This is a genomic window from Salegentibacter sp. BDJ18, assembly GCF_017579965.1.
Taxonomy (GTDB): Bacteria; Bacteroidota; Bacteroidia; order Flavobacteriales; family Flavobacteriaceae; genus Salegentibacter.
Genome location: NZ_JAFLQX010000025.1, coordinates 78170 through 90662, shown reverse-complemented (window position 1 = coordinate 90662; position 12493 = coordinate 78170). Strand labels below are relative to the sequence as shown.

Below are 12493 nucleotides of genomic sequence, written 5' to 3'. Positions count from 1 at the left end.
CGGCCACTTTTATTTTTGTGCCAGACTGGCATTTTTTCTTTTTTTCGAAAAATCGAAGGCAGCCTTAATAAAGGCTATAAAGACCGGGTGCGGAGTAGCAACCGTACTTTTATATTCTGGGTGGTATTGTACGCCTACAAACCAGGGATGGTCTTTAAGTTCTATAACTTCTACCAGGCCTGTTTCAGGATTTATTCCGGTGCTTAGCATTCCTGCTTTTTCCAGTTCTTCCTTGTATTTATTGTTGTATTCGTAACGGTGGCGATGTCTTTCTTTAATTTCGCTTTTACCGTATGCTTTGTAGATTTTGGAACCTTCTGTAAGTTTACAATCCCAGGCTCCAAGTCGCATTGTTCCGCCTTTGTGAGTTACCTCTTTTTGTTCTTCCATAAGATCTATAACCGGATGTTTGGTTTTAGGATCCATTTCGGTAGAATTGGCAGTTTTTAACTTTAATACGTTTCTGGCAAATTCAATTACTGCCATTTGCATTCCTAAACAAATACCTAAAAACGGTAAATTTCTTTCCCGGGCATATTTTACCGCGTCTATTTTACCCTCTACACCACGTTCGCCAAATCCCGGCGCTACCAAAATTCCGTCTAAATTGGCGAATTTATGGTCTATGGTATTTTCATTTATAAATTCTGAATGAATGCTTTCTACATTCACCTTTACCTCATTTTCTGCACCTGCATGAATAAAAGCTTCCAAAATAGATTTATAAGAATCCTGAAGCTCAACATATTTCCCAATTAAGCCAATAGTAATTTCGGCTTTAGGATTTTTATGCCTATCTAAAAACTGGTTCCAGCGATCTAAATTTGGCGTTGTTTCATCGGGTAAATGTAATTTCTTTAAGGTAACGGTGTCCAGGCCTTCTTTCAGCATTAAATTTGGAACATCGTAAATAGTAGCCGCATCAATACTCTGGATTACCGCTTCCTGTCTCACGTTACAGAAAATAGCCAGTTTACGACGAATATCGTCTGAAAGTTCGTGCTCGGTTCTACATACCAAAATATCGGCTTTAAGTCCGCTTTCCATCAAAGTTTTTACACTGTGCTGGGTTGGTTTGGTTTTAAGCTCGCCTGCAGCGGCAAGATAGGGGACAAGCGTAAGATGAATAATTAAAGCGTTTTCATCGCCTAATTCCCATTTTAATTGGCGAACTGCTTCAATATAAGGTAAAGATTCAATGTCGCCTACAGTTCCTCCAATTTCAGTAATTACAATATCGTAATCACCATTTTGACCAAGAATCTGGATGCGATCTTTAATTTCATTGGTAATATGTGGAACAACCTGAACGGTTTTTCCTAAAAATTCCCCACGGCGTTCTTTTTCAATTACACTTTGGTAAATACGGCCGGTAGTTACATTATTTGCCTGGGAAGTATTAACGTTTAAAAAGCGTTCGTAATGGCCAAGGTCAAGATCGGTTTCGGCGCCATCCTCGGTTACATAGCATTCGCCGTGTTCGTAAGGATTTAAGGTTCCGGGATCTACGTTAATGTAGGGGTCGAGTTTCTGAATAGTGGTTCTAAATCCACGCGCTTGTAATAATTTTGCCAGAGAAGCTGCTATAATTCCTTTTCCCAGGGAAGAAGAAACGCCGCCGGTGACAAAAATATACTTGGTTTCGGCCATCTTAAGAAGTGTTTGTTGCGTTGTTTGATTCAGGGCGCTAAATTACAAAGAAGAATAGAAAAGCCGTTAATTTTAAACCTAATATTTTTAAAGTTAAAACTCTGTTTTAGACTGAAGAATACTCAGGGTTTTGGAAACTTTCTTCTTATATCTCTAAGTAATTGTTCCATCCCATTGAGTTTAAGTTCAAACACCTCACTCATTTGCTGGCCAAGTTTGCCTTCGGGGAAACCTTTTTGGCGATACCAAACCAAATAATATTCTGGAATGTCGCTTAAATAATAGCCTTTGTATTTTCCAAAATGCATTTTAGCGTGTGCAAGTTCTAAAAGTGCTTTGTGGTTTGGTTTTAAACTCATTTATTCAATAATCGGGATTGTTTAGGAAATGAATGCCTCTGCAGTTTACCATTGTTGCAAAATCGGTTGGAGCCGTGCAAACTTACTTTTGTTTAAAGGCTTTTCTATAAATTCTATAACCGCAGGGTATTCTTTAGCTTTATTACGGTCTACAGCACTGGTGCTGGAGGTAAGAATAATTATTCTATGTTCATGGCCTTTAGCTTTTAATAAATCAAGAAACTCCCAGCCATTCATTTCGGGCATATTTAGGTCTAAAAATATAAGCGTGTTTTGCCGTTCTTCCAGGTAAACCAGGGCTTCTTCGGGATTGGTAAAATCTACAACATCTTTATCGTAACCTTCTATTTCCAGGAGTTTTCGGGTAATAAAATTGGCTATGGGCTGGTCGTCTACCAGGATAATGGTGCTCATAACTTTTTTGCTTTTAGCTGGGTTAATTCCGAAGATGCCATTTCAATAACTTCTCTTAAAACCTTATCCATTTCTTCTGATGATTGTTTAAGTTTTGGTACGAGTTCTTCCCTGCAGGTTTTATCATCAAAAACTTCAAAAAGTTGTACTATACCCTGAATTCTCGATAAAGGTTCTCTCACATTATGCGCATTTAAAGCTGAAATATGCAATAATTTCTCATTTTTTTCAACCACTTCTTTAGTTCGTTCGGCAATAGTTTGTTTTTGATTTTCTACAATTTGATTGATCTTTTTATTCTGATTTTTAATGACGTCTAATGCCTGTAATAAAGACTGATTTTTATGATAAAGCTCTTCTTTTAAATAAATTTCCTGAAACTTAGCCTGGAAACTATCGCTTATTAATTTCAACATTTCAATATCGCCAACATCAAAAGCTTTATTCTTATCTGATATTAGGGAAACAGTAAAATCTACATCCATTTTTTTAAAGCTCCAACACCATAATGAGGGAGACTCTAAAGCAGTAGAATCAATTTTTTCACTTAATTGAGACGGAATTTCTTCAGTTTTAACCGGAATATTATTTTCTAAAATCTGCAATTCGTGCGAAAGTAAATTTTCTTTTGAAATAAGTTCAAATTCACCTCGCGAATTACACTGGCAATAGACCAGGTAAGACCCCGCCTGGTTTATACTAATTCTAAAAAGATGAAAATTAAGCAGATATTTTAGAAAACGCACTGAAACCTGCGAAACTTCTTCCAAACTCTTACAACGATTTAAATTGTTGCTGAATTTAGAAAAAGTTTCATAGGTAATTCTATAAACCCGGGAAGTTCTGTCTTGTAGGGATTCCATAATCTTCGGACTTATTCCGGAGTTTCCAGCAATTCGTTGTCTATTTTAATCCCTGATACATCAGCAATAGTATTCAACATATTTACTAAATCGGCCTGGGCCATTAATTCCTGGATTTCCTTTTGAGAAAAACCAGCTTTTTCCAGTTCCTCAAAATCTGCATCTGAAACTTCGCTATGATTTAGCGCCGCATTAGTTACAATTTTAACGGCAGTTCTAAAACTGGCCGGCATAGAAGGAGAATCTATATTTTCTGTAGCTTTAAAACCTTCATCTTCAGAGATCATAGCGCTCATACTATCAGCGAAAATCCCGTGAGCATGCGAGCAATAATTGCAACCCCGTTCCTTAGATACATTGTAGATAATAAGTTGTTTAAGCACATTCGGAACTTCTCCTTCCATTAAAGTATTCTTTAATTTACTCCAGTTACCTTTTAATAAAGTAGCATTGGTGCCCTGGCATTTAAACCAGTTTAAAACAAAGGGAAGTTGAAGAGTTTTTTTGGTATCGTCATAAATTTCCTGAACTTGGGGAGAGGCTTCATCATAGGAAACCATCGGGTAGCGTGCTGTAGAATTCATTCTGGTAATTGTTTATAATAGATTAGGGTTTTTTAAGGTTGTCCAAAATAAGTCAATATTTTAAAACGTCCTAAATTAATTTAGTGGTAATGGGCTTTTAACAACAGGCTGGTTTTTTAATTTTAAATCAACAAATTTGAAAAGTATATTTTTGTGATAGATTTTAAAAAATGAAGTACCAGTACCAAATAAGAGTAAGCCCAGAAGAGGCTGCAAATCAGCATAAACTTACGCAAGCGGTTTCCCGACACGGAGGCATAGCTCTAAAAGATATTACTTATGTAAATATCTTAAAGCGATCTATAGATGCCCGGCAAAAAGCCATAAAGATCAATTTAAAAGTTGATGTTTATGTAAAAGAAGCATTTAAAGAAGATAAAATTTATCTCCCAGATTACCAGAATGTAGCAACCAAAGAGGGAATTATAATTGTTGGGGCCGGTCCCGCAGGCCTGTTTGCGGCCTTGCGATGTATTGAATTAGGATTTAAACCTATAATTATTGAACGTGGAAAGGATGTTAGAACCCGTAGACGCGATCTAAAAGCTTTAAATATTGAGCATATTGTAAACGAAGATTCTAATTACTGTTTTGGGGAAGGTGGCGCTGGCACTTATAGCGATGGCAAATTATACACCCGATCTAAAAAACGGGGTGATGTAGATAGAATTTTGAAATTACTTGTTGGTTTTGGCGCTACCCCAGAGATTATGGTAGATGCACATCCGCATATTGGCACGAATAAACTTCCGGCGATAATAGCAGATATTAGGGAACTAATTATTAATTGTGGCGGAGAAGTTCTTTTTGAAACCCGGGTGACCGATATTCTGGTGGCGAATAATAAAGTTACCGGAATTAAAACCTTAAAAGGTGAAACAATTAATTCTAAAAAAGTTATCCTCGCCACAGGACATTCGGCCAGGGATATTTTTGAACTTTTACATAGAAAAAATATAAAAATTGAAGCCAAGGCCTTTGCGATTGGCGTTAGGGTAGAACACCCACAGGAATTAATAGATAAAATTCAATATAAATGTGATTCCAGGGGAGAATTTCTTCCACCTTCACCATATAGCATCGTAAAACAAATAGGCGGCAGGGGAATGTACTCTTTTTGTATGTGCCCCGGCGGAATTATAGCTCCCTGCGCTACCGCACCCGGTGAAGTTGTTACTAATGGTTGGTCTCCCAGTAAACGCGATCAACCAACCGCAAATTCGGGAATTGTGATAGAATTGAGATTATCAGATTTTAAAAATGTCGAAAAGAATCCCCTGGCAGCAATGGAATTCCAGAAGCACATAGAACAAAAAGCCTGGTTAGAGGGCGGAAGCACCCAAAAAGTGCCGGCTCAACGTTTAGTAGATTTTACCCAAGGAAAAATTTCTACAAATTTGCCGGTGACTTCTTATAAACCCGGCATTACTTCAACCGATTTAAGTGAAGTTTTCCCAGATTTTATTCATAAAACTTTACAGGAAGGTTTTAAAGAATTCAACAAAAGTATGCGAGGTTTTTTAACCAATGAAGCCGTAGTTCACGCGCCAGAATCCAGGACTTCCTCCCCGGTAAGAATCCCGAGAGATCCTTATAGTTTTGAGCATATACAAATAAAAGGGCTTTACCCCTGCGGGGAAGGCGCCGGTTACGCCGGCGGAATTATTTCTGCAGCAATAGACGGGGAGAGATGTGCCGAAAAATGCGTGGAGAGTTTACAGAATTCTTAGTATTTTGAAAGGTTAAATTATTGATAATTGTCAAGACATTAATAGTGTTGATTTTGGTTTTTTTTATCTTCATTTTTTGAAAACAACCACCATTAAAAATCAAGATTATGCCCATAGTAGGTTCCTTAATAAAAAGTCTTATAGATCTTCGTGATACTATTGTTTCTGAACCGGAAGCAGAAGAAGCCCAAAAAGAGGTACTTACAAAACTGCTTAAAAAAGCTAAAGACACCCAGTTTGGAAAACATTACGATTTTGAATCAATTTTAAAATCTGATGATATTCAAAAAACCTTTGCTGAAAAGGTGCCTTATTTTGATTATAACAAATTGGAGAAGGAATGGTGGCATAAATTACACGATGGTGAAAAGGACGTAACCTGGCCGGGAAGACCTCCATATTTTGCAGTAAGTTCGGGAACTACCGGAACAAGCAGTAAGCGTATCCCGGTTACCGATGAAATGCTGGAGTCTATTAGAAAAGCAGGAATTAAACAGGTGAGTGCCCTCAGTAATTTTGATCTTCCGCCAGATTTCTTTGAAAAGGAGATTATGATGCTGGGAAGCTCTACCGATTTGGAGAAAGAAGGAGACCATAAAGAAGGTGAAATTAGCGGAATTAGCGCAAGTAATATTCCTTTTTGGTTTCGCGGATATTATAAACCCGGGGAAGAAATTTCAAAAATCGAAGAATGGGATGAGCGAGTTCAACGTATTGCCGAAAACGCTAAGAACTGGGATATTGGAGCCCTAAGTGGAATCCCCTCCTGGTTAGAACTTATGATGAAAAAGGTTATTGAATATAATAATCTTGATAACATTCATGATATCTGGCCAAACCTAAGAGTTTACGCTTCTGGCGGAGTTGCATTTGAGCCTTACGAAAAGAGTTTTAATGCTTTATTGGGCCACCCAATTACGGTTATTGATACATATTTGGCTTCAGAAGGATTTTTGGCAGTACAGGCAAGACCTGATACCAATGCTATGAAACTTATTCTGGATAACGGCATTTACTTTGAATTTGTTCCTTTTAAGGCTGAATATATTAACCAGGATGGTTCTATTGTGGAAGATGCCCCGGTAATTTCTTTAGATGAAGTTGAAGAAGAAAAAGACTATGTACTGCTTATCAGTACCGTTTCTGGTGCCTGGAGATATTTAATTGGTGATACTATTAAATTTACCGATGTTGGACGTAAAGAAATTCGCATCACCGGGAGAACAAAATTCTTCTTAAATGTGGTTGGTTCTCAACTTTCAGTAAATAAAATGAATGATGCCGTACAGGAACTTGAAGATAAATTTGATATTAAAATTCCTGAATTCACCCTGGCTGCGGTAAGAATTGATGGTGAGTTTCATCACCACTGGTATTTGGGAACCGAAGGCGATACTCTAGAAGAAGAACTTAAAGAGGCTTTAGATGAATCGCTTAAAAATGCTAATAAGAATTATAAAGTTGCGCGTTCTAAAGCTTTAAAAGGCGTGAAAGTGACTAAAGTACATCCCGATATGTTCCCTGAATGGAATGCCGCTAATAAGAAAAAAGGCGGGCAGGTAAAAATGGAAAAAGTTATGGACGAGGAGAAATTTGCAAAATGGGAAAAGTTTGTAAAAGAACAAAAAGCCTAATCGTCGTCTTCGTCAATTTCATCAATTAAAGCCATAATTTCTTCCTGCGAGAGGTAAAGTTTTTTGATTCTTGCCTTATAGGCATCAGCAAGGTGGGTGTGGTTTAAAATAAAATCTTTAGTGGCAATAATATATTTTCCAAGTCCGTGGTTTACGGCATAGGTGTCTGCGGCTCTTTCGGCTTCCTGAATATATCTTTTTGAAGTAAGGTATTTAATTCCAAACCATACCATATTCGCTGCACTACGTTCACGATAATCCATAATGTGCCCCAGCTCGTGGCCAATCCAGCCAATAAGCACCTCTGACGGAACATTTTTTACATCAAAGACTTCATCTTCAATTTTAATGTGTTCGCTTATCATTACAAAATAAGAACGATTTTTTTTATTCTTTAGTAATCCCGAAACTTTTGGCTGTGCCTGCATAAAAGACTTCTGAATCTTCTTTTTGAATTTGAATTCAATTGGGGTGTTTTTTAATTCCGGATAGTGCGAAAGTGCTACGTAAGTTTCTCTCCAAATTTCATCTGGGACAATTTTATTTTCAAACTTTAAAGTATCTTTTTGTTTCATTTGTTCCTGGGCATAAAGCGCACTCCAATTCCATTGGCAAAAAAGAATTGCGGTGATTAGAAAAAAATATTTTTTAAGTGTAGAATTCAAATTAGCTTTTCTGTATAAAGCTAAAAATATAGTAAACCAGCTGGTTTCGCCAAGAAAGTTCTTATAAAATAAACATAAAAAAAGGCCATCTATACAGATGACCTAATTTTATATCGATTTCTAAAACTAATTTAGAAATTATCCCTGCATTAGCTGTTGTAATCTCTGTTGTAGTTCAGTATCGGTTTGGAGTGCCATTGCGATTTTCTCGTAACGTGCAACATCAAGACCTTCTTCTGAAATAGCATTTTCCATTTCTTTCTGAAATTCGCCTTGCATCCCTTCAATTTCTGAAACAACTTCTTTGTGCTTTGTCAGTTCATCTTCAGTAGCATCAACCTCGGTATTTGGGTCTAAAGAAGCCTGGTGAATTTCATTAAAACGCTGAATGTCAAATCCGCTATCTTCTACTTTCCTCGCCATCTCCTGTTGCGCCTGTTGGTTTACCATTCTAATTTTCTGGTAAGCATCAGCAAATTTAGAAAGCTCCTCGTCACTAACATCTATATCTACAGTTTGCTGTTGTTGCTGTGGTAGTTGTTGAGTTTGGGCAAATACATTTGCTGATCCTAATAATGCAAAAGCAAATAATAAACCTGCAATCTTTTTTGATTTAATCATAATCGTTGTTTAAAGTTTTTAATGAGGCACAATCTAAAAAGATCATATTGCTACACAAAAGATATTGATAATTAATTTCGGTTTTTTAGAGAAACTTAACTCAAATTGAGAGCCTTGTTAAATTTCTGCTCTAAAATCCCCGGGCAGAGATTACTTCCAGATTAATTGGTTCTCCTATGTCTTCTTCCAATTGTTTTTTGATGTCTCTCATTTCATCCCCACTTAGGTTTTCTGGTCCTACCAGGGTAAGAGAAACCCGCAAGGGATCTCCAAACCTAACTTTCACGTCTCTAATCACTAATTCGTTTACAGTAGAGCCTTCTAGTTCCCGCGTAATACTGGCTTCTTTTTTAATTCGGTTAAAAGAAAGGGAAAGAGGAACCATTACCATACCAATTAAAATTAGGGTATAAACCAAACCGAGTTTTGCTCGTTTAAAAGGTGCAAAACCAAGAATAAGAAAGGTGATCCCGGCAAACATAATAATACCCGCAAGGTTAGTTAGATATAATAAAAAAGCTCCTGAAAATACCTGCCAATCCCACCAACCAATTCCAATTCCCGACACCGCCAATGGTGGGACCAGGGCAACTGCAATAGCTACTCCCGCGAGACTTTTTGCAATTCCTTCTTTGGCATGTGCATATGCTGCCGCAACCCCAGAGGCTACTGCAATTCCCATATCTAAGAGGGTGGGGGATAGGCGCGCATCAATTTCAGAAGTAATTAATTTTATTGGAATAATGAGTGTAACACCCGAAGAGAATAAAAGCGAAACCCCTGTTCCAATTAGAATGGTGATAATTCCTCTCTTCAGCATATTGGTATCATAACGAACCATCCCCATCGCAAAAGAAACGATAGGTGAAATAATAGGGGCCAGAATCATTGCTCCAATAATAACGGGAGAAGAATTAGCGAAAAGCCCAAAAGTGGCGATAAGTGTTGAAAGGATCATCATTACCACATAAATAGAGGTGGTTTTTGAGTTTTCCCGCAATACTTTAAACAGTTCCTGGAATTCCTCGGTGGTGGCTCGAGGAAAAATTGGTAGGGTACGTTTGGTTAACTCTTCACGTTTTTCACCCGTAGGCAGCGTATCGGTCTTATTGCTCTTTTTAAGGTTTGCTTCATCTTTTTCTGTGCAATATTTACTGGCTTGTGCCAGGCACAAAGATTCGGGTTCTACCCTAAGTAATATTTCTTTGGCTTTTTCTTTTTCTCCATCTATAGTAAATTCTATTTCAGAAGAATTTTTAATGTGCAGTTTGGCAATTTTTATTCTTCCAATAAAGGAAGGCGTTCTGTCTAGTTGCTTACCGCCCGGAAGTAAACTGCGCAATAAAAACCAGATTAATTGCAATAAATTAGTTGGCGAAATTATAAGTGTAGTAAACATTCCATCGTTCAAAGAACTTTCGGAAACCAGTCTTCTGGCTACCACCGAGCTTAAAGCATGTTCTACTACAATTATTCCCAGTGCCGAAGTATGAATTATTTTTTCATCTTCAGAACTTATTACATACGAGTTATGCGAAAGGGAAGATAGATGTCTTATGTTTTTGAAAAATGTATAAACTTCTCTAACAAAATTGTTGTTTTGATGATCTTCAGTGAAAATAAAAACATTTCCAATATTCACCGACTGGAAAATGGGAATATCGTTACAGTAGAGCATATCCAGGTTATGCGCTTCTTCATTTTCCAGAATTTCTTTTATAACTTCCTTAGGGTCGTTGGCAATGCCTAAACCTTTGGTAGTATATGTATTTTCTGGGTGAGGGAGAATTCCAACTTTGTGGTTTTGCTTCGCGGCTTTTGGTAAAAATTCCCTTAGAAATTCATCGCTTAAATAAGTAACTATTATATCGTCTTTTCCTGCTTCAAATTCGGTTTCAGGGTAATCTATGGTTTGTTTTTCGGTATTTTCTAATAAGGGAAAAATATCATTTTCCACAGTTTCCCTATCATCAGGATGATGTAAAATATACAGCATAGTTTTCTATTGCGATTGCAAGCGCCAAGATAAGGCTTTTTGAAATCGGCACTAAAAGTTTAACCTGAGTTTTTGAGTTCTCCCCTAAGAATAATATAAGCTTACTCTTCCTCTTTTAAATATTTATCTAAAAATTGTTTTATTTGCCTGTAACCTTCAATTTCATTTTCCTTTTTTATGAATCCATGACCTTCATCTTCAAAAACAACATATTCTACCGGTACATTATTTTCTTTTAGAGCTGCAACAATTTCATCTGATTCAACCTGAAGCACTCGAGGGTCGTTAGCGCCCTGTAAAACCATAACGGGATTTTTAACCTGTTCAGCGTGAAAAAGCGGTGATTTATTATAAAGTGCTACCGAATCTTTTACAGGATCTCCCATTTTTTCGTAAAGTGCTTCGCGGAATGCTTCCCAGTAAGGCGGAATAGATTTTAAGGTACGCAACCAGTTAGTCACCCCAAATATATTTACACCTGCTTCAAACTCATCTGGAGTAAAGGTCATGGCCGCCATCGTCATATAACCACCATAGCTGCCTCCAAGAATTCCTATTTTTTCTGAATCTATATATTCCTGTTCCTGCAGCCATTTTTTACCCCAAATACAATCTTTTAGATCTTCCTCTCCGTGTTTTTTATCGTCCATTTTAAAGAAAGTCTTTCCATAACCGCTACTACCACGATTATTTACAGCTAAAATTGCATAACCCTGATTTACCAAATACTGGATTAAAGCTGAATAACCTACCCGGGATTGCCCTCCGGGTCCGCCGTGAACCCATACCAGGGCGGGAACTTTATTATCTTTTGTAGCTTGATGAGGTTTGTAATAAATAGCGGGAATTTCCAGTCCGTCAAAAGATTCGTAGCGTACAACTTCAGCTGAAACCAGATCGTCGGGATTTATGTCAGGGTTTAAAGTATTGGTTAATTTCTTTAAATCTCCCGATGAAAAATTATAAACAAATAGATTATTAGGAGCTTTTGCGGTACCAATGGTAAGCCGCATTAGTTCTTCACTATCAGAAATATTTACTGCTACAATATCTTCATTTTCCATATCGGGAAGATCAACTTCCTCACCGGTTTTGGTATTTTCAATAATTAAGCTGTTTTTCCCGTCTTCATTAATGCCTATAACCCTGTATTTATCATTTTCACTAAGATAACTATACATTACGTCCCAGTTGGTCTCAAACAAATTGCTGCTTTGGTCAGTTTCAAGATTATATGCTATTAAACTTTTAAATTCCCTACCTGCATTGGTAATGTAATAGAAATGTTCATCATTTTTATCAAAACCGGAAGCTGAATATTGAGCTGATTCTTCAGAAAGTTCTGTCATTTCTTCGGTTTCTAAATTTTATAAATACAGCTTATTTTCACTGGTGGTAATAGATTTGGTAAGGGCAATTAATTTCCCGTTGTGAGAAATATCTTCAAAAGAGAGATTTTCTTCATTTTTATAAATTAACTCACTTTCCCTGCTTCGCATATCCATTTCGTATAAATCAAAAAACTGCGGATTCCTTTTATTTGAAAGATAATAGAAACCGGTTTTCTCATTGTTCCATCCGGCAAATTGTGCTTTTTCATTTTCTCCGGGAGTAAGATCGGTAGGAGTTTCATTTGGCTCAAGCAGGTAAATATGGTTGATTTCATTTCCGCCTTTATCTGCCGAGTAAAGGATATTCTCAGAATTTGGAACATAATCTATAGCGAAATAAGAATCTTCTTCAGAAGAAGTTATTTGTTGCATTTCTGCGGAAGAAATATCAATTTCAAACAAATTAAAAATTCCACTTTTGTCAGAACTTACCAGTAGTTTATCTTCATCAGGAGAAAAATAACCTCCGCCTATCCGGGTATTTTCATAAAACTGTTCAATGCTATAATCTTCGGGTTCCTGGTTTTGTTGCGCAAATACGGGGAGGCTAAGAAAAGCCATTAGGTAAACAAAATATTTCATAATT

Annotated in this window: 12 protein-coding genes; 2 read left to right on the top strand and 10 right to left on the bottom strand. The window is 37.0% G+C overall.

Translation table 11 applies throughout. The features are described 5' to 3' along the window. Positions 1–9 precede the first annotated feature (9 nt). The 5 genes from J0871_RS14675 to J0871_RS14655 all read right to left on the bottom strand — a co-directional run bounded on the left by J0871_RS14675 (position 10) and on the right by J0871_RS14655 (position 3870). The gene (locus tag J0871_RS14675) at positions 10–1650 is read right to left on the bottom strand and encodes a CTP synthase (RefSeq protein WP_075327321.1); all 1641 of its coding nucleotides are present in this window, start codon (positions 1648–1650) and stop codon (positions 10–12) included. A gap of 122 nt (positions 1651–1772) precedes the next feature. After that, positions 1773–2009 carry a DUF3820 family protein gene (locus J0871_RS14670; protein WP_093305874.1) on the bottom strand — a complete coding sequence of 79 codons (237 nt, stop codon included), beginning with the start codon at positions 2007–2009 and terminating at the stop codon, positions 1773–1775. A 45-nt stretch (positions 2010–2054) separates the two neighbouring features. After that, positions 2055–2423 (bottom strand): response regulator, encoded by a 369-nt coding sequence (locus J0871_RS14665; RefSeq protein ID WP_208226004.1) that lies wholly within the window; start codon positions 2421–2423, stop codon positions 2055–2057. Next, positions 2420–3286, bottom strand: a complete 867-nt coding sequence (locus J0871_RS14660) for a histidine kinase (RefSeq protein ID WP_208226003.1) — start codon at positions 3284–3286, stop codon at positions 2420–2422. Before J0871_RS14660 ends, J0871_RS14665 begins: the two co-directional genes overlap by 4 nt. Before the next feature lie 11 nt (positions 3287–3297). Beyond that, positions 3298–3870, bottom strand: a complete 573-nt coding sequence (locus tag J0871_RS14655) for a carboxymuconolactone decarboxylase family protein (protein ID WP_075327317.1) — start codon at positions 3868–3870, stop codon at positions 3298–3300. A 170-nt stretch (positions 3871–4040) separates the two neighbouring features. Here J0871_RS14655 and J0871_RS14650 point away from each other — a divergent pair, with 170 nt between their 5' ends. Both J0871_RS14650 and J0871_RS14645 read left to right on the top strand, forming a co-directional pair. After that, positions 4041–5600, top strand: a complete 1560-nt coding sequence (locus J0871_RS14650) for an FAD-dependent protein (protein ID WP_208226002.1) — start codon at positions 4041–4043, stop codon at positions 5598–5600. Between the two features lie 107 nt (positions 5601–5707). Beyond that, the gene (locus J0871_RS14645; RefSeq protein ID WP_208226001.1) at positions 5708–7234 is read left to right on the top strand and encodes a GH3 auxin-responsive promoter family protein; all 1527 of its coding nucleotides are present in this window, start codon (positions 5708–5710) and stop codon (positions 7232–7234) included. On the opposite strand, the gene J0871_RS14640 is transcribed toward J0871_RS14645, so the two are convergent. From J0871_RS14640 to J0871_RS14620, 5 genes are all read right to left on the bottom strand, one after another. Beyond that, positions 7231–7809 carry a hypothetical protein gene (locus tag J0871_RS14640; RefSeq protein ID WP_075327995.1) on the bottom strand — a complete coding sequence of 193 codons (579 nt, stop codon included), beginning with the start codon at positions 7807–7809 and terminating at the stop codon, positions 7231–7233. The genes J0871_RS14645 and J0871_RS14640 overlap by 4 nt on opposite strands. 228 nt (positions 7810–8037) lie before the next feature. Further along, positions 8038–8520, bottom strand: a complete 483-nt coding sequence (locus tag J0871_RS14635; RefSeq protein ID WP_208226000.1) for a DUF4168 domain-containing protein — start codon at positions 8518–8520, stop codon at positions 8038–8040. Positions 8521–8650: 130 nt separating this feature from the next. Then, positions 8651–10516 carry a DUF389 domain-containing protein gene (locus J0871_RS14630; RefSeq protein WP_208225999.1) on the bottom strand — a complete coding sequence of 622 codons (1866 nt, stop codon included), beginning with the start codon at positions 10514–10516 and terminating at the stop codon, positions 8651–8653. A 101-nt stretch (positions 10517–10617) separates the two neighbouring features. Further along, a complete protein-coding gene (locus tag J0871_RS14625) occupies positions 10618–11865 on the bottom strand; it encodes a S9 family peptidase (protein WP_208225998.1) in 1248 nt (415 codons plus the stop codon). Between the two features lie 18 nt (positions 11866–11883). Continuing rightward, positions 11884–12489: a DPP IV N-terminal domain-containing protein gene (locus J0871_RS14620; RefSeq protein WP_208225997.1), complete on the bottom strand. Its 606-nt coding sequence runs from the start codon at positions 12487–12489 to the stop codon at positions 11884–11886. Positions 12490–12493: the final 4 nt, after the last annotated feature.

Bases quoted from the DNA above. Each gene is read 5' to 3' on its own strand.
- J0871_RS14630 (WP_208225999.1), bottom strand. From the start codon at position 10,516: ATGCTGTATATTTTACATCATCCTGATGATAGGGAAACTGTGGAAAAT.
- J0871_RS14660 (WP_208226003.1), bottom strand. From the start codon at position 3,286: ATGGAATCCCTACAAGACAGAACTTCCCGGGTTTATAGAATTACCTAT.
- J0871_RS14625 (WP_208225998.1), bottom strand. From the start codon at position 11,865: ATGACAGAACTTTCTGAAGAATCAGCTCAATATTCAGCTTCCGGTTTT.
- J0871_RS14665 (WP_208226004.1), bottom strand. From the start codon at position 2,423: ATGAGCACCATTATCCTGGTAGACGACCAGCCCATAGCCAATTTTATT.
- J0871_RS14675 (WP_075327321.1), bottom strand. From the start codon at position 1,650: ATGGCCGAAACCAAGTATATTTTTGTCACCGGCGGCGTTTCTTCTTCC.
- J0871_RS14640 (WP_075327995.1), bottom strand. From the start codon at position 7,809: ATGAAACAAAAAGATACTTTAAAGTTTGAAAATAAAATTGTCCCAGAT.
- J0871_RS14645 (WP_208226001.1), top strand. From the start codon at position 5,708: ATGCCCATAGTAGGTTCCTTAATAAAAAGTCTTATAGATCTTCGTGAT.
- J0871_RS14650 (WP_208226002.1), top strand. From the start codon at position 4,041: ATGAAGTACCAGTACCAAATAAGAGTAAGCCCAGAAGAGGCTGCAAAT.
- J0871_RS14620 (WP_208225997.1), bottom strand. From the start codon at position 12,489: ATGAAATATTTTGTTTACCTAATGGCTTTTCTTAGCCTCCCCGTATTT.
- J0871_RS14670 (WP_093305874.1), bottom strand. From the start codon at position 2,009: ATGAGTTTAAAACCAAACCACAAAGCACTTTTAGAACTTGCACACGCT.
- J0871_RS14635 (WP_208226000.1), bottom strand. From the start codon at position 8,520: ATGATTAAATCAAAAAAGATTGCAGGTTTATTATTTGCTTTTGCATTA.
- J0871_RS14655 (WP_075327317.1), bottom strand. From the start codon at position 3,870: ATGAATTCTACAGCACGCTACCCGATGGTTTCCTATGATGAAGCCTCT.